Raw genomic sequence first — 23,079 nt, forward strand, 5'->3', positions numbered from 1 at the left:
GCCGGGTCCCGATATGAGTAGCACCCGCCTCCACCTCAATCCCGGCGATCCCATCGGCCTTTTGGGACCACAAGACTGGATGGACGCGCCCGAGACCCGTGCCGTGGTGGCCGCGCTCCAGGCCGACGGCGCCCAGGTGCGCTTCGTCGGCGGCTGCGTGCGCGACGCGCTTCTGAAGCGGCCCATCCGCGACATCGACATCGCCACCCCCGACCCGCCCGAACGGGTGCTGGCCCTCTTGGACGACGCGGGCATCCACGCCATTCCCACCGGCATCGACCACGGCACGGTGACGGCGGTGATCGGCAAGGCCCATTACGAGATCACCACGCTCAGGGTCGACGTGGAGACCTTCGGCCGCCACGCCCGCATCGAATACACCGATGACTGGCGGGCCGACGCGTCGCGCCGCGACTTCACCATGAACGCCCTGTCCGCCGACCCCGAGGGCAACGTCTACGACCCCTTCGACGGCATCGCCGACATGGCGGCCGGACGGGTGCGTTTCGTGGGCGAACCGGAAAAGCGCATCGAGGAGGATGCGCTGCGCCTGCTTCGCTTCTTCCGCTTCCACGCCCATTACGGCCGGGGCACCGCCATGGAGGCCCGGGCGCTCAACGCCTGCCGCCGCATGGCGGGCCGCCTGGAAAACCTGTCGGGCGAGCGGGTGGCGGGCGAATTGGTGCGCCTGCTGCTGGCCGACGACCCCACGCCGTCGCTGCTGGTCATGCACAGCCACGGCATCCTGGCCCACATCCTGCCCGAGGCGAAGGAGTTCGGACGGCTGCGCACCCTGGCCTGGCTGGAGCGCCGGGGACTGGCGCGGCCCGAGATCCACCCCGACGCCATCCGCCGCCTGGCCGCCCTGATCATCGCCGACCGTCCCGGCGCCCTGGCGCTTGGCGAACGGCTCAAGCTGTCGAGCCTTCAGGCCAAGCGGGTGGCGGCGGTGGCGGCGCCCAGAGTCCAGGTGGATTCCGACATGGACGGCCCCGCCATCCGCCGGGCGCTGCGCAAGGTGGGCGCGGACGAGTTCCGCGATCTGGTCATGGTGGCCTGGGCGGCGCGGCGCGCGCTCGATGCGCGGCCCGACGCCGCCGAGTCGGAGCGCTGGACCGCCATGCTGGACGCCGCCCGCGACTGGGTGCCGGTGGACCTGCCGGTCAAGGGACGCGATCTGATGGAAATGGGGGTGCCGCACGGCCCCGAAATCGGCGGCCTTCTGGCCGCCCTGGACGCCTGGTGGGAGGATCTGGATTACCGCCCGGACCGCGCCCAGTGCCTGGACAAGCTGCGCGAGCTCATGGCCGCCCGGTCATAGCCCGAAGGCGCCAACGAATTCCATGTCGGCTTCCAGCCGCTCGAGGCCGGTCACCACGGGGCGGCCCTTCTGGCGGGCCTGCCTCAACATCTGCTCCAAAGCCAGCTCGCTGCACTTCACGCACTGATTGCAGCCGCGCGCCGCGGCGCAGTTCAACACCTGATGCAGCTCATCGACGTCGAGTGGGACCGGACGCCGTTCCCAACCGCAGGGGCCTTCTTTGGGGCCGATTTTGACCATCAAACAACCTCACCGGACAATAAAGGGGAGACCGCCAATGGCGCCTCCCCTTCTCTTCCACCCAGTTCAGGTTATCCCATGAAAATGATATGGGCATTGGGGCATGCGTATATGAAAAATGCATTGAGAACGGCCATTTACAATCGGTTCTTCGACGGAAGGGTTAGTGTCCGCACCCTAGGCCGCCGTGCCGCCCACCGTCAGGCCGTCCATGCGCAGCGTCGGCTGGCCCACGCCCACCGGCACGCCCTGGCCGTCCTTGCCGCAGGTGCCGATGCCGGGATCGAGCGCCAGATCGTTGCCGATCATGGTCACGCGGGTCAGCGCGTCGGGACCGTTGCCGATCAGGGTGGCGCCCTTGACCGCCGGGCCGAGCTTGCCGTTCTCGATCAGATAGGCCTCTGACGCCGAGAACACGAACTTGCCGTTGGTGATGTCCACCTGGCCGCCGCCGAAATTGACGGCATAAATGCCCCTGGGCACCGAGGCGATGATCTCGGCCGGGTCCAAAGTCCCGGCCAGCATGAAGGTGTTGGTCATGCGCGGGATGGGGGCGTGGGCGTAGGATTGCCGCCGTCCGTTGCCGGTGGCCGCCACGCCCATCAGCCGCGCGTTCATGCGGTCCTGGAGGTAGCCCACCAGGATGCCGTCCTCGATCAGCACGGTGCGCGACGTGGGCGTGCCCTCGTCGTCGATGGACAGCGAGCCGCGCCGGTCGGGAATGGTGCCGTCGTCCACCACGGTGACGCCGGGCGAGGCGACGCGGGCGCCGATCTTGCCGGTGAAGGCCGAGGTGGCCTTGCGGTTGAAGTCGCCTTCCAGCCCATGGCCCACCGCCTCGTGCAGCATGACGCCGGGCCAGCCGTTGCCCAGCACCACCGGCATCTCGCCGGCCGGGGCGGGCACCGAGCCCAGGTTGACCGAGGCCTGGCGCAACGCCTCGTCGGCGCAGTGATGCCAGTCGGCCAGCCCCATCACCCCGCCATAGCCGATGCGACCGCCCATGCCGTGGCCGCCGGTCTCCATGCGCTCGCCATCGCCCAGCACCACGTTGACGCCGAGCCGCACCATGGGGCGGATGTCGGCGGCAAGCGTGCCGTCGGCCCTGAGGATGGTCACCGCCTGCCACGACCCGGCCAGCGAGGCGGTCACCTGGCGCACCCGGTTGTCCTTGGCGCGGGTGTAGGAATCGATCTCTTCGAGCAGCCGCACCTTGTCCTCGAAGGGCACCTGGGCCAGCGGATTGATTTCGGTGTAGAGCGCCCGGGTGCCGGCCACCGGCGGGGCCGCCATGACGCCCGAATGGCCGGAGCGCACGGCGCGCACCGTCCCGGCGGCGCGGCGGATGGCCGCCTCGGACAGTTCGGAGCCGTGGGCATAGCCGTGGGCCTCGCCCGCCACGGCGCGCAGGCCGAAGCCCTGGGTGGTGTCGAAGCTGGCGCTCTTGATCTGGCCGTCGTCGAGGACCAGGGATTCCGACTGGCGGTATTCCAGGAACAATTCCCCGTCGTCGGCACCCTCCAGCGCCTCGGCGACGATGCGGCGCAACCCGTCCGCGTCGAGCCCGGTTTGGGTGAAGAACAGGTCCTGGGCCACGGCGAGGTTGGACATAAAGGCTCCTGACGGAAGGGGACGGGTTGGTGTAAACCTTGAAACCCAAGCATCTCTTATCGGAGACATATGGGCAATGGCCGAAGGCTTGCCAATCCGGCTCAACGAACACGCCCAGCGTCGCGGCCTGGCCGGCGAGGTCCATGCCCGGCCCTACGAGATGCTGTCCGCCCCGGTGCGGGCCTCGCAGCTGGCCATGGTCCATGCCGACCCGACGGCCGAGCGCGAGCATCTGGCCCGCCTGCTGGCCAGCCACGGCGCCGAGCCGCCGGGCGACGGCGCGGGGTACTTCATCCGCGACCTGGGCGGCTTCCGCCTACGCTGGGAGCGGCATTCCGAGTTCTCCACCTACACGGTGATGCGCTTCGACCCGTTCGACGACGGTTTCGCCGCCACCGCGCTGGACCTCATTCCCGCCGACTGGCTGGAAGCCATGCCGGGCGAGGCCATGACCGCCGTTCACGTGCTGGTGGCCAGGGAGCTGCCCGCCGACCTGGGCCCGCTGTTCGACGGCAATTCCCTGGTGGGGTCCAAGGTGCTGTGGGGCGCCGGCGAGGCCTGGACCGATTTCCGCCTGCACGCCGACGGCTTTTCCCGCGTGGTGCTCAAGGATTGCGGCCTCAGCCGGGGCCAGACCGGACGGCTGGTCCAGCGCCTCTTGGAGATCGAGACCTATCGCATGATGGCGCTGCTGGCCTTTCCCCTGGCCCGCCAGTCGGCGCCCGAGATCGCCCGCATCGATCGTGAGCTGGCCGGCATCGTCAGCCAGTTGGCCGATCCCAAGGTCGAGCAGAACGACCGCGAGCTGCTGGAGCACCTGACCCGCCTGGCCGCCGAGGCCGAGCGTCTGGACGCCGCCACCAGCTTCCGCCTGTCGGCGGCCAAGGCCTATTACGCCATCGTCTGCCGCCGCATCGAGGAATTGCGCGAAGACCGCATCCCCGGCCTGCAGACCTTCGCCGAGTTCATCGACCGGCGATTGGGCCCCGCCATGAAGACCTGCGAATCGGTGTCGGATCGCCAGCAATTGCTGGCCACCCGCGTGTCGCGGGCCGGCGACCTGCTGCGCACAAGGGTCGACATCGCCCTGGAGGAGAAGAACCGCGACGTGCTGGCCTCCATGAACCGCCGCGCCGAGTTGCAGCTGCGCCTGCAGGAGACGGTGGAGGGCCTGTCGGTGGTGGCCATCAGCTACTACCTGCTGGGCCTGATCGGCTATCTCGCCAAGGGGCTGAAATCGGTGGGCCTGCCGGTGGATTACGACCTGGCCGGGCTGATCGGCCTGCCGGTGGTGGCCGGCGCGGTATGGCTGGGGGTGCGGCGATTGCGGAAGGCGCTGAACCACAAGGCGGAGTAGAGCCGCTGGTTTGATGCCCGCCTGAGTTTGGTGGAATCAGCATTTCATCTTCGTCACCCTCGGGCTTGACCCGAGGGTCCATGGATGGCCGGGTCAAGCCCGGCCATGACGGACGGATGGAATGTGGTCGTTTACCGCGGCCAGGGGCTCTTGGTGCGGACCAGTTCGGCGAACTGGTCGCCGGGAACCGCCTTGCTGAAGTAGAAGCCCTGGGCCTCGTCGACGTTGTGGGCCTCGAGGAAGTCCAGCTGCTCCTGGGTCTCGATGCCTTCCACGTTGACCCGGGTTCCCAGCGAGTGGCCCAGGTTGACGATGGCTTCGACCACGGCGGCGTTATCGGGGTGCAGGCCTATATCCACCACGAAGGAGCGGTCGATCTTCAGCTTGTCCACCGGGAAGCGCTTCAGGTAGTTGAGCGAGGAATAGCCGGTGCCGAAATCGTCGATGGAGATCACCACCCCCATGGCGCGCAGGGACTGCAGCACCTCGATGGTGGCGTCCACGTTCTGCATGGCGATGCCCTCGGTGATCTCCAGCTGCAGCTGGTCGGCCGGCAGGCCGGTCTGGGCCAGGATGTCGGCCACCATGCTCATGATGCTCTGGGTCTGCTTGAACTGGGCCGGCGACAGGTTGACGGCGATCTTCATGGGCTCCAGCCCGTCTTTGAGCCACTCGCGGCCCTGAAGACAGGCGCGGTGCAAGATCCAACGGCCCAAGGGGCCGATCAGGTCCGAGCGCTCGATGATGGGGATGAACTCGCCCGGAGGCACCCAGCCCCGTGTCGGGTGGTTCCAGCGCAACAGCGCCTCGCAGCCGACGATGCGCCGGGTGGTCATCTCGATCAGCGGCTGGTAGTGCAGCTCCAGCTGGTCGGTACCCAGCGCCTGGCGCAAATCGTGCTCGATGATCTTGCGGGCGCGGACCTCGGCGTCCATCTGCGCCACGTAGAAATGGTAGTTGTTCCGGCCCTCGGCCTTGGAGCGGAACATGGCGAGGTCGGCGTTCTTCAGCAGCTGGTCGGCGTCGGAAGCGTCGTCGGGGAACAAGGTGATGCCGATGGAGGTGCTGGTGCGCACCTCGTGCTCGTCCAGGCCGAAGGGGTCGGCGATGCCGGCGATGATGCTTTCCGCCACCCGCGACGCCCCTTCCAGATCGTCGAGATTGGTCAGGATCACCGCGAATTCGTCGCCGCCCAGGCGCGCCACCGTGTCGGTCTCGCGCACGCAGCGGGTCAGGCGCTTGGCCACGGCGCGCAACAGCATGTCGCCCACATGGTGGCCCAGCGTGTCGTTGATGTCCTTGAACTTGTCGAGGTCGAGGAACATCAGCGCCAGCTTCCAGCCCGAGCGCTTGGCCTGGGCCAGGTTCTGGCGCAGGCGCTCCTGGAACAGCACCCGGTTGGGCAGGTCGGTCAGCGAATCGTGGTGGGCCAGATGCTGGATGCGGGCGGCGGCCAGCTTGCGCTCGGTGACGTCGCGGCCGACCAGCACCAGACCCCGGCGGCCGCCATCGGCGTTGAACAGAGGAATCTTCAGCATGTCGAAGACCTTGGTGCCCCGAGACGGGGTCTCCATGGCCTTCTCGTAGCTGAGCGGCTTGCCGTCCTTCCAGGCGCGCTCGTCGGTCTCCTTGGCGGTGGTGAGGAATTCCTGGAAATTGTGCGACAGCCGCGCCAGCTCCTGGCCGGTGCGCCCGACGTAATCCACCCCCGACAGCCCCACCAGATCCAGGTAGAACTGGTTGGCCACCAGCCAGCGCCCCTTGCCGTCCTTGAAACAGATCAGGTCGGGCATGGCGTTGATCAGGGTGGTCAGCCATTCCTTCTGATTGCGCAGCTCCGCCTCGTTGGCCTTGCGCAGCGTGATGTCGTGGCCGATGGCGACGAACAGGCGCTGGCCGCCCAACTCCATGGCCGCCAGCGACAGTTCCAGCGGGAAGCGGGCGCGGATCTTGCGCACCCCCGTCACCTCGGTGCGGTGGTCGAGATAGGAATCGGGCTCGGTCAGCTCGGGGATCAGCAGGGTCACCGGCTTGCCCACGATCTCGGGCGGCGCGTAGCCGAAGATGCGCTCGGCCGAAGGGTTGTAGGTGCCGATGGCCCCGTCGTCGCCGAAGGTGACGATGGCGTCGGCGGTGTTGTCGACGATGGCCCGGTTGTGCAGCTCGGACAGGCGGTAATTCTCGGCCAGCGCTTCCATGGTGCGGGCCTGCTGGCGCAGCAGCGCCTCGCGCGATGCCATGGACGTGACGTCGAAGATCTGGATCAGGCCGGTGCGCCGCCCGCCGTAATCCAGGGGCTTGATCACCACGATCTGGTGCATGGCCTCACGCCGGCCGGGGCGGCTGCCCTTGCGCTCCAGGGGGAACAGGGCGCGGTTCAGGGACGACGACAGCATGGCCGAGAGGCCGCCGTTCAGCGCCTGGTCGATGGCCTCGGCGATGCGGCTATCGGCCAGGGCGGGAAAGATCTCGGCAATGGTCCGGCCCAGCGCCTCGGCCGCCGCGATGCCCGACGCCTCCACGACCCAGGCGTTCCACAGGACCGTCCGGCCGTCCCCGTCCAGCAGGACGAAGCCCATCTCGGTGGCGTCGGTCAGGGATTTCAGGAAGGCGTCGGAGAGCTCCTTGCCCATCTAGCCCCCGATGACCCTGGAGACATAGGCCGAGACCGCATCGGAGAATTGCCGCGCCGAGACGATGTCCATGACGAAGGCGAGGTAACCCTTAACCCCCTTGGCGGCCAGCGAGAAGTCGACCTGCAGGAACATCACCAGTTCGGTGTCGGGATGCTTGGTGGCCAGGATCTGGGCCCCCCGACCGCGCAGATAGATGGGCAGCGAGCTTTCGATGGCGAGCCCCAGCTGGTTGGCCAGGCTGCCCAGGCAGGCATTGAGGATGACGTTGCCCACCTCCAGCAGCGCCTCCTGCTCCAGCTCGGTGAGCGAATCCATGGAGACCGTGTCGCCCAGCATGGACCGCACCAGATCCAGGCTGCGGCGTTCGGGGAAGATCAGCAGGATGTCGCCGGAGAAGCTGCTGGAAAAATGCTGGCGCACCGCGACGGAATCGGCGCCGCCGGTCGTCCCGTCCAGCCGCTCCCCCGCCGTCGCCGGCGACAGGAACTCCACGAACGGCACGGACAGCGAAATCTGGTCGCGCACCATGCGCGACAGCGAGGCCGCCGCCTGGCCGATGGCGACATTCAGGATTTCCTCGACGGCGTCGCGTTCCAGCGCGCCGATGATCTCCGTCATGGCGCCCTGCCTCCGCCGGTCAGGAAGCGCACCAGAAGCTCGTCCCTGAGCGGCTTGGCGATATAGCCGATGCCCAGGCGCGCCGCGTCCTCGCGGACGGAATCCTGGATGTTGGCGGTCAGCAGCGACAAGGCCGCCGCGGGAAAACGCTCGCGGAACAGCCGGGCGGTCTCCAGCCCGCCCATGCCGGGCATGTTGACGTCCATCAGGACGAAATCGGGGGCGGCGGCGGCGGCCATGTCCAGCGCCTCCTCGCCGGTGGCGGCTTCCTGGATGGTCCAGCCGGGACAGAATTTCTCGACCACCGAACGGGTCATCATGCGGGCGACCCGGCTGTCGTCAACCAGTAGCACGCTGCGGCTCGTCATGACTGTACTCCGGCAAGAGACGCGAGGGGGTCTTACAAATCTATGCTTGACGCCTTGCCGCGCCGCAAGGGTAAAGTCCTGGTCAAGGCTTGGCGCGGGAGAATGAAATGATGATCAGCCACCACGCGGCCCTTATCTACGTCATGGTCATGGTCTCGGCCGCCGACGGCGACATGACCGACCCCGAATTGCGCATGATTGGCGAGATCGTCAATTTCCTGCCCATCTTCCGCGACTACGACCCCGACCTGCTGACGCGGACCACCGCCGCCTGCGCCGAAATCCTCGATTCCGACGACGGGCTGAACCGCATCCTGGACGTGATCAAGGCGTCGCTTCCCATCAAGCTGCGCGAGACCGCCTACGCCCTGGCCTGCGACGTGGCCGCCGCCGATGGCGACCCCCATAAGGAGGTCATGCGCCTTTTGGAACTGTTCCGCCACCGCCTGGACATCGACCGCTTGGCGGCCGCCGCCATCGAGCGCGGCGCCATGGCCCGCTTCGCCGTCCTGCCGGTCCACGCCTGACCGAAAAGCGAGACCGGCGACAGGGTCTTGCAAATCCCCGGACGCGGCGCTACTTTCCGCCCCGCGGCCGCCCGTTGGGGCCGGCCGAACGCCAAGTGCCGGCGTAGCTCAGTTGGTAGAGCAGCGCATTCGTAATGCGAAGGTCGGGGGTTCGACTCCTCTCGCCGGCACCATTTTTCTCCAGTAAAATCAACGTACTAAGCCAACCAGCAATGGCTGGGCGGCTGCGTTTTGGACGACTCACAGCCACTCACACGCCTTCCCAAAGGGGGCGAATCTGAGTACAATCCATGAATATCGTCTGTAGACGGCGTGGCGTGACTCACATCTCACTCACAGACTCACACGATGGACCGTCTAAATCCGCACTTGGAACGGCATCATGGGCAAGTTTGAGCGTGACGGTTTTTCGATCAAGGGCGGGGCTATACGTCTTTATAGGCGTGGCGATAGCAAATCTGAAATTTGGCACGCATCTGTCACCCGCCCGGATCGGAAGGTAGACAGATTCTCAACCAAAACCCCTGACCCGGTTGAAGCTGGTCGTGTGGCAGAACGCCATTTTGATCGCCTCCGATTTGCGGAGGAGTTCGGAATCCCACTCGATCAAAAGAACTTCAAGCAGGTCTCAGATCACTGGTATGCGGAGGTTCTTGGTAAATCGATATGCGACAAAAATAAAAGCGATTTTCGGGCTATCCTCGACCGTTATTTAGTCCCGTTCTTTGGACAGAAATCAGTCTCCCTTATTAAACTCAAAGATATAGCGGAATATCGAAAATGGAGGATTTCATATTGGACTGATGGCCCTGGCAAAGATATTACCCACATCGTTTATCAGCGTGGTGATCGGACATTTAAAAGGCCCGTTAAGCGGTGCATTCCCAGTGCAGCCACATTGGCACGTGAGGATGTAGTCCTTCGTGGTGTGCTTCAGTCAGCCCTCTCAATGGGTTACGCCAACAACCACGAAATTCTTCAGTTCAAATCAGTCCGCCCTGATGGGAAATCCCGTGGTGCTTTATCCCGCGAGCAGTACCAAAAACTGGTCGCAGCATCATGGGAGCGAAGCATGCTTGTCCCAAATGGCCAGACCCTATACTACCGCCAACTTTTAGCCGTCTATATACAGTTCTTGGTGATGACCGGTCTTCGCCCTGGCGAGGCACGGCGATTACGGTTTATGGACATAAAGGACGGATACGTTGTCCTTCAAGAAAGCAAAACAAAAGTAAGAAAGGTTGTCGGCGTAGCCGGTTTCAGCGGGATTATTTCCTTTCTTCACGATGTCCATCAAGCACTATATGGGAGAGATGTTAGTGATGAAGAAGAAAATCCATTTCCAAGGCCAACGGATTATCTGTGGAGGGATTATCAAAAGGATGAGCCGATTCACGATTTCAAAAGAAGCTTCAATGAGCTACTCGCATATTGCGGAATAACACATGACGAACACCAAAATGGAAAAATAACAATTTATTCACTCAGGCACACATATGCCCATTTTAGAATTGTTTATGGCGGCGTTAATGACGTCTATTTGCTTGCCCAGAACATGGGAACCAGCGTGCAGATGATAGAAAAATATTATGGCCATCTGGAACCGCTCCATCGCAAAGACGAATTGAAGCGTGTGCATCGAAATTCAGCTTCAGATAAGTTGATGGACAACATAAACGACCTATTTGGCCTGCCTCCATTTGAACTTTGATCGGCATTTTCTCCCGTATATTCCTATTGGCAATTGCCCTCCACATCACGACATGCCTTCCTGACCAATGCCAAGTCACGGGGATCGCTCAACCATACGATGACGGCTACGTAGCCGATATGGTGCAGGACCGTTTGCCAATGAATCTCGGTCAGATCGCCGCCGCCGTTATCGGTGAACAGCACATCCCCATGCCGCCCAATCAGGGCTGATTCCAGGTAGGAACGGCCCTCGTCATCGACCGCCAGCATGATCGATGATGGGTATCGGGAAGACAGTTCCTCTAATCGACGCTCGATGGCGGCAACCAGAGTTTTCTCGGCTTCAGACCTCATCATCATGAAACTCAGCAGGCACAAAGCAGTTTTCGCATATAATCTTGTCTGTTAGCGATATGAAGTAAAATATTCCTCCACAATTTTGACACGGCTTTGCATAGTGGTCTGGGTCGTTTTCCTGAGTTTCTGGAAACAAAATTACGTTATTCAATTGTTCTGCCATAATGCACCTCGCTTTCATATCTATTTATGCTGCGAGTGCAGTCCTGCGTTCTGGCCATCGGAAATGGTGCATAAACAATAGATTTCGGTGCCTGCATCATCAGCCCGTTCGTCGTCACTTGATGTGAGAACCAATTGTCCGCAAAACGGACTTCATGGGCTTCCGGTAGCGTTCGATCTGATCGCCTGCCATGCTTCAGTGACAGCTTCGGTCACCCATCCTGAAATCTCTGTGATTCCTGCCTGACTCCAGGTTGCCCATTCGCTCGTTGATGGATAGGCTGTTGCGTCCATTGTTCAGGGGAAGACATGTCAGTTCTGACGCTTCAGCAGCTTGAGAGCCACCTGTGGGGGGCCGCAGATATCCTGCGTGGGTCCATCGATGCGGCGGATTACAAGCACTACATCTTTGGGCTGCTGTTCTACAAACGGCTGTGCGATGTGTGGGAGGAGGAGTTCGACGAGCGGATGGCGACCTATAAGGACACCAAGCTCGCCGCCCACCGCGACGAACATCGGTTCCATATCCCCGAAGGTCATTTCTGGAAGGATGTGCGAAAGCACGCCACCAACATCGGCGAACACCTGAATACCGCCTTCCACGCCATCGAAGATTCCAACACCCGCCTTCGCGGTGTGTTCCAGGACGTGGACTTCAACAACAAGGAACGGTTCCCCGACGCCATGCTGGAGAAGCTGCTCCAGCATTTCGAGGCATATCGCCTCCGCCGGTCGGATGTGGAACCCGACATGTTGGGCAACGCCTATGAATACCTGATCAGCCAGTTTGCTGATGATGCAGGCAAGAAAGGCGGAGAATTTTATACCCCAAAGATGGTGGTGCGGTTGATCGTGGAATGCCTGCGACCCGACGAGGGCATGAGCATCTACGATCCCACATGCGGCAGCGGCGGCATGCTGCTGGAAGCGATCCATTACCTGGAACGCCAGGGCAAGAACCCCAAGACCCTGTCGCTGTATGGGCAGGAAAGGAACCTCAACACCTGGGCCATTGCCCAGATGAATCTGTTCCTGCACGACATCGACGACGCCTTCATCGAACGTGGCGACACCCTGATTGATCCCAAGCATCTGGTTGGTGATGGCGTGAAGGCCATCCGCACCTTTGACCGGGTGCTGGCGAACCCGCCGTTTTCACTGAAAAATTGGGGCCATGAGGAATGGAGCAGCGGCGACAAGTTCGGTCGGGATAAATACGGCTGCCCGCCCAAGTCCTACGGTGATCTGGCCTTTGTCCAACACATGATTGCCAGCTTGAAGGGCGACGGTGTGCTGGGGGTCGTCCTGCCCCATGGTGTCCTTTTTCGCAGTGGTACCGAGGGCAAAATCCGCGAAGGCATGTTGAAGGATGATCTGATCGAGGCGGTGATCGGGTTGGCCCCCAACCTATTCTATGGTGCGGGTATTCCTGCCTGCATTCTGATCCTGCGGAAATCCAAGCCCGCCGCCCACAAGGGTAAGGTGCTGTTCATCAACGGTGCAGAGCAGTTTGTCGAGGGCAAGGCCCAGAACCACCTGTCTGATGCCAATGTCGCCGCCCTTGCCAAGGCGTTCCATGACTATGCCGACATCGACCGCCTATCTCGGGTGGTGCCGATGACAGAAATCGCCGCTAACGACCACAACTTGAACATCACCCGTTATGTCCATCTGAACGAGGACGAAGTGGAATTGGATGTGGCGGAGGAGGTGGAAAAGCTGATCGAACTTCGAAAGCAGCGTGAAGAATCCGAAGCCAAGATGATGGGGTTTCTGAAGGAGCTTGGCTATGTCCCAGAAGGTGCCTGAAGGGTGGCAAACGAATACGATTGGGGGGCTGCTTTCCATCGACACCCCTGGATTTTGGGGCGAAACGCCCGAAGGCGATGAAGGAAATGTCAACGTATTACGTTCAACTAACTTTGTGAAATCTGGACTAAATTATGATACTGCAGCATCAAGACTCTTTCCTCCTAGAAAGATAGATCAGAAGCGGCTTGTCCCGGGAGACATCTTGCTTGAGAGGTCAGGCGGGAGCCCAACCCAACCAGTTGGTCGAGTTCGGAAATTTGACGCCAATGGCATTTATTCTGCGTCAAACTTCATGCAGATTCTTAGGGCAAATGATGATGTGGTCTGCGGGGATTTCCTGCTGCTCACTTTAGATTTCATCTACATAAATGGTGGGACAGAAGCACTTCAGAAGGCCACAACAGGAATCCGTAATTTAGACTACGCCGCATATAAACAGTTACAAATTCTCCTTCCACCGCTCCGCGAACAACGCCGCATTGCTGAAATTCTGTCCAGCGTGGATGAAGCCATTGCTGCCACGCAGGCGGTCATCGATCAGACCCGCACCGTCAAGCAGGGGGTTTTGAAGCACCTGCTGACCAAAGGCATCGGTCACAGCCGGTTCAAGCACACGGAGATTGGAGAAATCCCGGATAGATGGAGAGTTGTTTCAATTGGAGATCTTTGCAGCCTAACCAACGGCAATGGATTCCGTCCGCCGGACTGGTCAGATCATGGCTTGCCAATTATCAGAATACAGAACTTAAATGGCTCAAAAAACTTTAACTATTTTGCTGGAACGCCACAGAATAAATGGATTATTGAGCCTGGGGACTTGCTTTTCTCCTGGGCTGGGGTTCGGGGCGTATCGTTCGGACCATGCCTCTGGAATGGTCCTCGGGGGGTTCTGAACCAACATATTTTCAAGGTTCACCCTGCTTGCAATGTCGAGAAAGAGTGGCTGTTTCTTGCGTTAAAGTTTGTAACTTCAATGATTGAATCAAAGGCTCATGGGTTCAAAGACAGCCTCCTACATGTTCACAAATCAGAAATTACAGGGCAAAAAATCGGGCTTCCAGACTTCGTTGAGCAAGAAAAAATTGCATCCGCGTTTCGGTCAATCAATGAAGCGGATAATGAAAATCTTCTCCACTTAAATCATCTTAGAAACGTTAAGTCAGCCCTTATGTTTGACCTCCTTACTGGTCACGTTCGAGTGGCGACATGAAGAGCAACGAGCGAACCGGGGGGGGTGATGGGATCGGAATGGACACTGGCGGAAAGGCCAACAATCGAGTGCCTTCAGGGGATGGGCTATCGCTTCATTTCACCCGCCGATCACCCATCGCTGCGTGACGGCGAAAACCACGTCTTGTTCCGCCCCCTTCTGGTCGATGCCATCCGCCGCATCAATGGTCTGAACGAGGCCGATGCTCGGGCGGTCTATGTGGAACTGCTGGCGAAGGACGACAACGAGGACTGGCTGGGCATCCTTCGCGGCAATTACAGCCGCACGGTCCAGGGCAAGACGACCAAGCAGACCCTTCGGGTCATCGACTTCCAGAACCCCGCCAATAACGTCTTCACCGTCACCAACCAGCTTTACGTCAAGGCCGAGAAATCCCGCATCCCCGACGTGGTGGTCCACGTTAACGGTATCCCGCTGGTGGTGATCGAGCTTAAGTCTCCCTTGAACAACAAGGACAAGACCGGCGAGGCGTTCGACCAAATCAGGCAATACGAACGGGACATTCCCCGGCTGTTTTTCTCCAATGTGTTCAACATCGTCAGCGACGGCACCAACTGCCTGTATGGGGCCACCGGCAGCCCCTCGAAGTTCTATGGCTCTTGGGGCGACCCTTGGCCGCGAAAGGCCGATGAGTTCACCGATGAACTTTCCAAGGGAATGTGGAGCCTGCTGGAGCCGGGGCGTCTGCTCGATCTGATCGCCCACTTCGTGGTGTTCGAGGCGACCCGATCCGGCAAGGTCAAGAAGGTCTGCCGCTATCAGCAGTTCCGGGCGGTCAACAAGATCGTCAATCGCATCGTCGATGGAAAGCACCGCCGTGGCCTGATCTGGCACACCCAAGGGTCGGGTAAATCGCTGACCATGGTGTTCGCCGCGTTGAAGCTGAAAACCCATCTGACGGTCAACGATCCGGCACTTACCAATCCCAATATCATGGTGCTGACCGACCGCATCGATCTGGATGATCAGATCAGCCGCACCTTCCAGGCTTGCGGCCTGCCCAATCCGGTGCGGATCGAATCCATGGGTGATCTTCGGTCAGTCATTGGCAAGGGGCTGAACGGACTGACGGTGCTGTCCACCATTTTCAAGTTCGCCGGATCACAGCAGGCCATTCCGGATTCAGGGTCTTGGATCGTGATGGTGGACGAATGCCATCGCACCCAGGAAAAAGATTTGGGGGCGTACCTGCGTGCCACCCTGCCCGATGCCCGCTTCTTCGGGTTCACCGGCACACCGGTAAAAAAGAACGACAAGGACACCTACGCCAATTTTGGGATCGAGGGTGAAGGTTACCTCGACAAATACGGCATCGACGACGCCGTGGCCGATGGGGCGACGGTCCCAATTCACTACACCGGGCGGAAGACCGATTGGCACATCGACGATGCCAAGATCGATATCCTGTTCGACAACTGGTTCGCCGACCTGCCCGACGACAAACTGGCCGAGTTGAAGAAACGCGGCGTCACCATGGCCGATCTGGTCAAGCACCCCCGCCGGATTGGATTGATCGCCTATGACATCTGGACCCACTTCAAAGCCTATGCCTTGCCCGATGGATTCAAGGCCCAGATCGTGGCGTTCGACCGCGAAGCGGTGATCCTTTACAAGCAGGCCATGGACGCGGTGATCGCCGATGATCTGATCAACCAGGGGCTGTCGGAATCCGATGCCCACGATCAGGCCGCCGCCATGTCGGCCTGCGTCTATTCCAAATCCCAGGAAGACGACACCCTTGATGATCTATCCGATGTTGGTCGTCTGGTTGCCATTGATGCGGAAACCACGGGCTTTCGGGTGCCAACCGCTGCCGAGATCAAGAAGATGCCCAAGGGGCTGCGGTTGCCCGGCATCATGATCGAAATTGGCTGCATCGAATTGCTGCGTGGTGAAGACGGGTGGAAAACCGGTGAAAGCTGGCACCGCCGCATTCAGCCGGGCGGCCCAATCGCCAAAGCCTCCATCGCGGTTCATGGGATCAACCCCGCCGACCTGAAAGACGCCCCCCAGTTCCGCGATGTGCTGGACGAGTTCGAGACGTTCATTGGTCAGGACGTTCTGCTCGCCCACAGTGCCGAAAATGAGATCGAGTTTCTGAATTTCGAGTACGCCAGGGTAGGCCGGTGCGGCTTCGATGAAGTCATTTTCTCGGACAATGATTTCGTCTGCACCCAAGAGCTATCACGGCAATTTTTCCCTGGCGTGCCGGGATCGTTGGACGTTCTGTGCGACCGGCTGTGGATCGACCGATCCGATAGATTCGAGCATCATGGTGCTCTACTCGATGCCCTTCTGACGGCAGAAGCCTTCATGAAGATGGCTGGCGGCTTCGTCCAGGACGACACACGCTACATGAGCTTTGGAGATCAGTAAGCTGGGGAGCCAGACGCCTATAATGGTCGAGGCAGGTGAACTCGGTGTGACGACCTGATCAAGCGATTCATGCCAGCAGATGGACAATGCAAGCTGGCAGGGTGAAAGATAGATCAGCTATCCTTGGCTAAAGGTTGGAGCGTGTTTGATGGTCAATTGGATCGAGCCACAAAATTCAAAAACACGCGTGAGGAACGCAGGAAAGAGTATTAGAGATGGGAGTGAGGATGTTGACGATCTAGTTGTTGTCGAAAATTGGCGAGCTTGCCACTCTTATGTACTCAACACATTCCAGGCTAACTTGAGGAAACGCACGCGTGGAACAAATATAGTTGTTGCTCAACGTTTAAAACGACGACATACGATATTCGATAAGCTCAGACGAGAGCCGCACATGCAGTTACCAACCATGCATGATATTGCGGGGTGCAGGCTGATTTTTGATGATGAAAATCAGCTTATGGCGTTTCGGCGGAAGATGCATAAAGCTTCATTCCGGCACAAGTGCAACAGCAAAGATGATGATAGATACAATTATATAGCTCATCCCAAGGATAGCGGGTATCGTGGAATACATGATGTATATGAATACGATGTAAGAAGCGTTCAGGGTGTTAAGTGGAACGGGCTACATATTGAGATACAGTACAGAACAAAATATCAGCATGCTTGGGCTACTGCGGTTGAGGTGGCCGACCTAATTTCTACATCGAGAATTAAATTTAGCGATGCCGATTTCAACCACAAAAGATTCTTTCAGCTTGCAAGTGAGATAATTGCAAGGTCGCAAGAAGGTCGGAAATCATGTTTGCCTGATATGTCCGATCGCGACGTGGTGATGGAATTTAATCAGGTTGACCGGAGAATCGGCCTAATGCTGACATTTGAAAATCTAAAGCAATCAAAGGACAGAATATCATTTAAAATGAACACAATACTAATTTTCAAAGGAGACGTTGTTGATGATGCTGAAAGTCTCTCTGTGGAAACTTTTGAAAGCGTAAATAAGGCCATATCTCGCTACGAGCAGCTAGAGAAAGAATACGCAGGGACTCTCACGGATATAGTTCTCGTCAGGGCTGACACCTCTGAAGATATTAGAGTTGCGTTTAGAAACTATTTTTCCGATACAAATGACTTCATAATGTACGTGAATGAAGGTTGTAAAATTCTTCTTCGCTGACGGACGTGTAGGCGACGTAGGCAGGAAATTATCGAATTCTCGCAATCTATTTGCCGACAACGCCAGGATGTAAGGCAAGGCTTTGGCCTGCGGCATGACCGGCTTCAAATGCATCAGCCGCGACCTTCTTCCCTGATGCCCGGCCACGACGCAGATTCAGGTCCAGCTTGGCGAATTCAGATTCCACGATGGCGTGGCGGACCACCACCAGATCACGGCCACTGCCGACCCGATTGGCTTCGTCGCGTTCGGCCTTCATGGCGACCAGCTTCTCACCAATCGACACCGCCATACCGAACAAGAACGATCCCTTTTCGTCCTTGCCGTAGCGAATGATCCGCTTACTGACCGCATACTGGACCCAGGCAGTCTGCATGGCGGTGGCGATCACGTCGTAGACGTAATGGGTCATCTCGATGCTGGGACGAAGTCCGAAGAAGACGTACCGGATGCCCTTGTCGTCCTTCTCCCGCCAGACCTTGCAATCGCAATATTCGGCGATGGCCGGGATGCAGGCGGAGATCGGCTGTCGCTGCTTGCGGTTGGTTTCGATGGTGGACTTTTCACACTGCTCTTCACGGATTTCCAGGTCCGTCATGGACAGGTCATGGCGATCCAATAGCTCGGCCACTTTCGCCGCCGCCGCCAAGGCTTCTTCCTCGGTGCAGCCATTCGCGATGGTCTTGGCCCGAAGTGCCTGGAGCCGGGTCTTCAGATTGTCGAGATCGGTGGTCATGGCCATAGTGTAGTTCTGCATGGGGCAGAGGGAAACAATGTCCGTCAGTTTCGGACCCGCTCCAACCAGCCGGGGTCTTCCGGATATTTTTCCAGCAATTTCGACATCCGACTGATCGCAAAATTTGCGATGTCATCACAATGCTGAATAAGCGACCCATTGTTTTTCACATATCGCATGTCGCGGAATGCAACCTGTGCGTAGGTCAAAATGTCACGCGACTCAGACATCACGATACCATGAGATATGAAGCCGACCGATGGGGCGAACCACAGATCATGATCGTTCAACCATGCCATCGAAATCTCTGCATACCGGCTGATCTTTCTCTCAAGGTTTGAGCAGTACACCCCACGATCATGCAAGGTCATGCCGTTGCTGTCTCGTCCAAGGACAGCCGCTTGCTCCATTTGCCAGTAACCTGGGATGTTGATCTCGTCATATGTGAGAGGTGGCGGCGATGGCTTCGAGCCGAGGGAGTAATAATTCGGCAGGCCAGGATCGCGTGGATAGATCGGCGGAGGAGCGGCCTTAACCACACCGGCAACACCTTTGTCCGTCATATAGAAGACGCCTTCCTGTGCATTTGCGGCAAATGTCGCAGTTAACAGCAAGCAGACTGATAGCAGCATGACTTGCGAACGCATAATGCCCTCCAAGCAATCTGATGTTTGTGCTTGTTACAATATAACCACATAAATACATAGTATCAATATATGCGGGGTAAGCTATGCGATTAAATGACTTTACGATTTCTCCAGAAAATGCTGTTTCTGTTGCTCCGGGACGATTGCCGCCGGTTTATGATGAAAATCTCGTTAGATTTGAGGTGATGGCCGTCCTTGACCTACTCCGAGGTGCTTTACATGATGCTCAACGTCTTCTCGACTTGATTGACCGAGTTCCAACATCGCGTTTGTGACCGTCAACCGCAGCAACCATTCGGCCTTCAGCACGAAGAATCCGGTCTGCGAATTTTACGATGAGCCTGTTTGGCATCGCTCCGGGCCGTAGCTCCATGATCAGTTCCATGGCTTCTGCCGCAGGTACGTGCATGCAAGCCAGTACATATGCCGCTGACGTTGACCTGCTGATCCCAGCCCAACAATGGCACAAAACCCGGCCACCGCTGGGTATCTCACGACCAAAATCGATGATGGCCTGGGCATGGTCCACGCTGGGGTGTTCGTTCCGTCCCTGTCGATCAAGAGACCTTCCGACGGCTCCCCCCATGGCATGCAGGTCGAAAAATCTGAGGCTCAGCACCTTGATCGATCCAGGGAAAACCAGTGGATCGTCTTGGTCATCGCCAGGGTCGAGTATCGAGATGACGTGCGACGGGCGAAGCGATTCCAACTCGTCAGCCAGTTCGTCCAGTCCGCAGATCGACATCATGAATGGCAATTTTCCCTTGGTCATGATGCTCCCCCTGTTCATGGCCGTGAACAATATCAGGTTTGAATGTGTCGGCCAATTTGGGCGATCAAAATAAGTGCTCCCATATGAAGGCGTTCGCAGCTTGGATAAATACACCTGCAACAGCAGGAGTCGTTCATGCGAAAATTAGAAGAGATATATAAAGAGATTCATTTGTTGGGAATTGTAACTTCTGGCCGCGAATTTGGTGAATGGTTAAACAGAAGCGAAAGCTACCTTAGTAGCTCAAAATCAAGAGGCAGACGAATTTCGACAGAAGCACTTTTGGCGTTGGTTTCAAATGTGTCTGAGGTGATTGATTCGACAAATGAAGCATCAGTTCTTTGTTCAGATAAAAGCCAAATCATGGAATTTCAAGAAGGTATCAAGGCACTCAAGATTCTTGAGAATGAAGCATGGACCGAAATCTGGCGTCGGGTGAGGTGATGCGTAATGTGGCAGGAAGCACCCCACCCTGCCACACCACACCATGATCACGCAGCTTCCGGCGTAGTACTGGTCTCTGGAACCGCCTTGGCCCGACGCCAGACCCAACGCATCTTCGACCCCATTCGCATTACGATTCCCCCCGGCTTGGTGGTGAGGGTCTTGATGAGGGTGAATTCTCCATTGACGTCCATCGCCATCAAATCCACCTCGATCCGACCTGGGCTTGGGATCGACATAACTAAATAGGGCACGCAAGCAGTATCGTCTTGACCAAGCAAGGTCCAATTTCCACAGCGACCCTTGGGCTTGGTGATAACTGGGCTGAAATATGTTCTGGCATTCAGGCTGATAGCTTTTGTGTATATTCTATATATTTCCACAAATGATGCCTTTGATTTGTAGGTTCCGTCTATCAGTTTATGGAGGTCATCGTAGCTGCTGAATTTGACGGTGTATTCAACGCCATCAATTTCGATAAGTCCGCTGAACTGGTATCTTGAACTGAATGCCAGTGATTTATGTCCTTTTTTCGGGATATCTCTTGGTTCTTCCCGAAATACGCAAAAATAGTCGAGTTCAAACATGGTTATGATGTGTCCTTTGTTTCTGGTTCTCTCCTGAGTTAGTCTATATTGTTGACTAAAAAGTTAGACTTAGTCTATGTTGGTATCCAATATAGACTAAGTCGCACTTTAGCTAATCACGGATTAGCCATATCCAACACCGACAACTCACTCCTTTCGTCTGTCCAAGACCAAGACGCCTGCGGCGTCATGACAAAATGAACAACTCATTTCCTTCGTTGGTCCCAAAACCAAGACGCCTTCGGCGTCATCATGGATTTCAACTCATGTGGTTCAGGTCCAACACCGACAACTCGTCACTTCGTTCCGTCACAACACCACCCTGCCCCCGGCAGGGGATCAGATCGACTACGCCTATGGCGGCTCAAGCCGGTTCATATGGAGTAGCCGAAGGCGTTTCATGGCCTCGACGAAGCCATTTTCGAATGGGCTAACATGAATCGGCAATTTGTTTGTTATTTGCTGATAGCAAGTAGTCCCCTGAATATCCAGCTTATATCCATCATGATTGATGTCAGATTAATCTGGCAATTTACTGCACGTGGCTTGTCATCATCTTAATGTGACGCTAAATGCGGTCACCTGTCAGACCTAACAATCTCCAGCGAAGTCCAGCACTGATGCGTCAATGCAGCAACGCATCGCCGTATGTCTGTATGTGTGATTTGATTAATTGGCATCATGTGGCCGTGCGGCCATATCATGAAATATATTAATGCCGCTATATTGGCCTTTATTAATTACGGCCTTATCATGCTTTCAAGGTTAACGTATGGAGGCTATTATGTTGCAGCTTAAGTTTTCCGACGAAAAGAAGATTCTGGTTTCCGAAGCCCGGAAAAAGACCCCCCGGCAGGTTGTGCTGGATGGCATCCAGAATCAGGTCGAACTGCTGAAGAATCCCGGCTTCACCGTCGAACGGGTTCGCTATTCCAAGGGTGCCGAAAACGGCAACACGCGGCAGAGCATCAGTCGTCCGCCCCAGCCCTGGTTCTGGCGGTCGGCTAAAGACGGTAACCTGCTGCTGGAAATTCGTTACGGCAGGACGCCTGTCGAACTCCAGGGACAGGGGATGGCCAACACCGTGATTGCGGGCAAGACCCCGGCGGATGCAATCAAAGTGCTGGAGCAGATCGCTACTGCCGTGAAGGCCGGGGAACTCGATGAACCTCTGGAGGCTGCCCGCATCAAGGCGAAGCATCGTCGCGGCAAGTCCGAGTAGCAGATCATCATCGGATTGCGTTACCGGGGCAGGTTGGTGATCAATTAGGGGGATGTCATCGGCAAAATGCGATGACCAGCAAATCGCTTAACCCTCCGCAATGATTCATCGGCCTGCCCAATTTTTCTGCTCACGTTGGGATTCACTCAGAACACGATGGGTGCCAGAGGAGCCAAGGCTTTCTTTTGACAGCATCAAAATCGCTAAATTTTACGCAGTTGGTCAATGCAGTTAGTGTTTATATAATTTGCCTTAAATTTATGATCAAGCTTTAAGCATCACAATCTATCTCATGCCTTTGTGGCTCGACTATGACGTGGCATAATTTTATTGGCTGGAATCTTGAGCCCACTCTGCTCACCCGTGCATTCACGCATGCTTGTCTTGTTAATTTTTCAACAAGTTATGTAAATGCTAAATAGTTAGGCTAATCAAATTTCATATAATTAGCGATTGTGCCGTCATCAATCCCCATCTCATCAATGTATTTTTTTAGTTTTTGATCTTCTTCTTTGATGTGCGAATTTATCCAATCTTTAATTGTATTGGCAAGAAAATAAATAGCCTTCCGATCATCGACGCAAACGCTTAGTGCTTGTTCATTAATAATTGCAACAAATTGTTTATGTCTTTCAATATGGTTATCTATCCATTGAGCGTATCCAATCCGCCTCATGAATAGCTCTTCACGATCAAAGTGTGCTCTGGCGTAATTTTTTAGAAGCTTTACGGAGTCTCTGAAGGATCGTGCATCTGCTTCGCCGGAGTTGGCCAAATCTACAATGAGATTGGCTATGTCGAAAAATACCTTATGGTCGTTATCAATTGTTTCGTTCCCAATTAGCAAGCTGTCTGTCCACACGAAGTATTCGTATTTCATTGCCAAATCTCCATCGGCAGTACCAAGCGGCTGTTTTGGTTCTGTATTAAAAACTGACTGTTCGTAGGGCTGAAAATAACGTAGCTGGGTCGCAAAGTTTGAGCGATGGTGATGGTCAGTGATATTTATATTTGGAGTGTTTAAGGCAAACAGGACACTCTATGCGTGAAAAGTTTCGCATCGCAATCCACTGCCTTGGTAGGCCCATATGGGATTAGTCGTTGGGAAAACTAAATTTTGTCGCATTGAGTTTATCTCGCCAACACGCCAAATTTTTCCTGCACCAAAGCAATATCACTC

21 protein-coding genes and 1 tRNA gene are annotated in these 23,079 nt (G+C 57.2%); 11 read left to right on the plus strand and 11 right to left on the minus strand.

Annotated features, from left to right (window positions below; translation table 11 throughout):
* The first annotated feature begins 13 nt into the window (after positions 1 to 13).
* On the plus strand, positions 14 to 1,321 hold the full coding sequence (locus XM1_RS02100) for a CCA tRNA nucleotidyltransferase (protein ID WP_068428969.1): 1,308 nt from the start codon (positions 14 to 16) through the stop codon (positions 1,319 to 1,321).
* Here XM1_RS02100 and XM1_RS02105 read toward each other — a convergent pair.
* Positions 1,316 to 1,561 (minus strand): hypothetical protein, encoded by a 246-nt coding sequence (locus XM1_RS02105; RefSeq protein ID WP_068428971.1) that lies wholly within the window; start codon positions 1,559 to 1,561, stop codon positions 1,316 to 1,318. The two genes, XM1_RS02100 and XM1_RS02105, sit on opposite strands and share 6 nt — an antisense overlap.
* Before the next feature lie 177 nt (positions 1,562 to 1,738).
* Entirely contained in the window at positions 1,739 to 3,172 is a 1,434-nt protein-coding gene (gene tldD, locus XM1_RS02110) for a metalloprotease TldD (RefSeq protein WP_068428975.1), read from the minus strand.
* 76 nt (positions 3,173 to 3,248) lie between these two features.
* Here tldD and XM1_RS02115 point away from each other — a divergent pair, with 76 nt between their 5' ends.
* The gene (locus XM1_RS02115; RefSeq protein ID WP_068428978.1) at positions 3,249 to 4,529 is read left to right on the plus strand and encodes a DUF3422 family protein; all 1,281 of its coding nucleotides are present in this window, start codon (positions 3,249 to 3,251) and stop codon (positions 4,527 to 4,529) included.
* A 131-nt stretch (positions 4,530 to 4,660) separates the two neighbouring features.
* On the opposite strand, the gene XM1_RS02120 is transcribed toward XM1_RS02115, so the two are convergent.
* From XM1_RS02120 to XM1_RS02130, 3 genes are read right to left on the minus strand one after another with little or no spacing between them, the layout of a single operon-like run.
* The gene (locus XM1_RS02120; RefSeq protein ID WP_068428981.1) at positions 4,661 to 7,162 is read right to left on the minus strand and encodes an EAL domain-containing protein; all 2,502 of its coding nucleotides are present in this window, start codon (positions 7,160 to 7,162) and stop codon (positions 4,661 to 4,663) included.
* Positions 7,163 to 7,783: a chemotaxis protein CheC gene (locus tag XM1_RS02125; RefSeq protein ID WP_068428984.1), complete on the minus strand. Its 621-nt coding sequence runs from the start codon at positions 7,781 to 7,783 to the stop codon at positions 7,163 to 7,165.
* Positions 7,780 to 8,151 carry a response regulator gene (locus tag XM1_RS02130; RefSeq protein WP_068428987.1) on the minus strand — a complete coding sequence of 124 codons (372 nt, stop codon included), beginning with the start codon at positions 8,149 to 8,151 and terminating at the stop codon, positions 7,780 to 7,782. The genes XM1_RS02125 and XM1_RS02130 overlap by 4 nt, the downstream gene beginning before the upstream one ends.
* A gap of 107 nt (positions 8,152 to 8,258) precedes the next feature.
* Here XM1_RS02130 and XM1_RS02135 point away from each other — a divergent pair, with 107 nt between their 5' ends.
* The 3 genes from XM1_RS02135 (at position 8,259) to XM1_RS22965 (ending at position 10,389) form a co-directional block, all read left to right on the plus strand.
* On the plus strand, positions 8,259 to 8,678 hold the full coding sequence (locus XM1_RS02135) for a tellurite resistance TerB family protein (RefSeq protein WP_068428991.1): 420 nt from the start codon (positions 8,259 to 8,261) through the stop codon (positions 8,676 to 8,678).
* Positions 8,679 to 8,775: 97 nt separating this feature from the next.
* Positions 8,776 to 8,851, plus strand: a tRNA-Thr gene (locus tag XM1_RS02140).
* Positions 8,852 to 9,060: 209 nt separating this feature from the next.
* On the plus strand, positions 9,061 to 10,389 hold the full coding sequence (locus XM1_RS22965; protein ID WP_082700321.1) for a tyrosine-type recombinase/integrase: 1,329 nt from the start codon (positions 9,061 to 9,063) through the stop codon (positions 10,387 to 10,389).
* Positions 10,390 to 10,412: 23 nt separating this feature from the next.
* Here XM1_RS22965 and XM1_RS02145 read toward each other — a convergent pair whose 3' ends face one another.
* Positions 10,413 to 10,730 carry a hypothetical protein gene (locus XM1_RS02145; protein WP_231920662.1) on the minus strand — a complete coding sequence of 106 codons (318 nt, stop codon included), beginning with the start codon at positions 10,728 to 10,730 and terminating at the stop codon, positions 10,413 to 10,415.
* Between the two features lie 468 nt (positions 10,731 to 11,198).
* Here XM1_RS02145 and XM1_RS02150 point away from each other — a divergent pair, with 468 nt between their 5' ends.
* From XM1_RS02150 to XM1_RS22975, 4 genes are all read left to right on the plus strand, one after another.
* Complete coding sequence (locus XM1_RS02150) at positions 11,199 to 12,698, plus strand: type I restriction-modification system subunit M (RefSeq protein ID WP_068428994.1); 1,500 nt, start codon at positions 11,199 to 11,201, stop codon at positions 12,696 to 12,698.
* The gene (locus XM1_RS22970) at positions 12,679 to 13,911 is read left to right on the plus strand and encodes a restriction endonuclease subunit S (RefSeq protein WP_082700322.1); all 1,233 of its coding nucleotides are present in this window, start codon (positions 12,679 to 12,681) and stop codon (positions 13,909 to 13,911) included. Before XM1_RS02150 ends, XM1_RS22970 begins: the two co-directional genes overlap by 20 nt.
* A 27-nt stretch (positions 13,912 to 13,938) precedes the next feature.
* Positions 13,939 to 16,308, plus strand: coding sequence for an HsdR family type I site-specific deoxyribonuclease (locus XM1_RS02155; RefSeq protein ID WP_082700323.1), 2,370 nt, complete (start codon positions 13,939 to 13,941; stop codon positions 16,306 to 16,308).
* Between the two features lie 148 nt (positions 16,309 to 16,456).
* A complete protein-coding gene (locus XM1_RS22975; RefSeq protein ID WP_082700324.1) occupies positions 16,457 to 17,491 on the plus strand; it encodes a RelA/SpoT domain-containing protein in 1,035 nt (344 codons plus the stop codon).
* A gap of 46 nt (positions 17,492 to 17,537) precedes the next feature.
* On the opposite strand, the gene XM1_RS02165 is transcribed toward XM1_RS22975, so the two are convergent.
* From XM1_RS02165 to XM1_RS22980, 3 genes are all read right to left on the minus strand, one after another.
* Positions 17,538 to 18,227: a DUF2786 domain-containing protein gene (locus tag XM1_RS02165; RefSeq protein WP_068437415.1), complete on the minus strand. Its 690-nt coding sequence runs from the start codon at positions 18,225 to 18,227 to the stop codon at positions 17,538 to 17,540.
* A gap of 44 nt (positions 18,228 to 18,271) precedes the next feature.
* On the minus strand, positions 18,272 to 18,874 hold the full coding sequence (locus XM1_RS02170; RefSeq protein ID WP_068429000.1) for a hypothetical protein: 603 nt from the start codon (positions 18,872 to 18,874) through the stop codon (positions 18,272 to 18,274).
* A gap of 226 nt (positions 18,875 to 19,100) precedes the next feature.
* Entirely contained in the window at positions 19,101 to 19,646 is a 546-nt protein-coding gene (locus XM1_RS22980) for a tyrosine phosphatase family protein (RefSeq protein ID WP_082700684.1), read from the minus strand.
* 135 nt (positions 19,647 to 19,781) lie between these two features.
* Between XM1_RS22980 and XM1_RS23795 the strand changes: the two genes are divergently transcribed.
* Positions 19,782 to 20,090, plus strand: coding sequence for a DUF6626 family protein (locus tag XM1_RS23795; protein ID WP_156428611.1), 309 nt, complete (start codon positions 19,782 to 19,784; stop codon positions 20,088 to 20,090).
* Positions 20,091 to 20,137: 47 nt separating this feature from the next.
* On the opposite strand, the gene XM1_RS23800 is transcribed toward XM1_RS23795, so the two are convergent.
* Complete coding sequence (locus XM1_RS23800) at positions 20,138 to 20,677, minus strand: hypothetical protein (protein WP_156428612.1); 540 nt, start codon at positions 20,675 to 20,677, stop codon at positions 20,138 to 20,140.
* A 784-nt stretch (positions 20,678 to 21,461) separates the two neighbouring features.
* Here XM1_RS23800 and XM1_RS02180 point away from each other — a divergent pair.
* Positions 21,462 to 21,899 (plus strand): hypothetical protein, encoded by a 438-nt coding sequence (locus XM1_RS02180; protein WP_231920664.1) that lies wholly within the window; start codon positions 21,462 to 21,464, stop codon positions 21,897 to 21,899.
* A 427-nt stretch (positions 21,900 to 22,326) separates the two neighbouring features.
* Here XM1_RS02180 and XM1_RS22985 read toward each other — a convergent pair whose 3' ends face one another.
* Positions 22,327 to 22,779, minus strand: coding sequence for a bacteriohemerythrin (locus XM1_RS22985; RefSeq protein WP_082700325.1), 453 nt, complete (start codon positions 22,777 to 22,779; stop codon positions 22,327 to 22,329).
* Positions 22,780 to 23,079: the final 300 nt, after the last annotated feature.

The sequence above is a fragment of the Magnetospirillum sp. XM-1 genome (genome assembly GCF_001511835.1).
GTDB lineage: Bacteria > Pseudomonadota > Alphaproteobacteria > Rhodospirillales > Magnetospirillaceae > Phaeospirillum.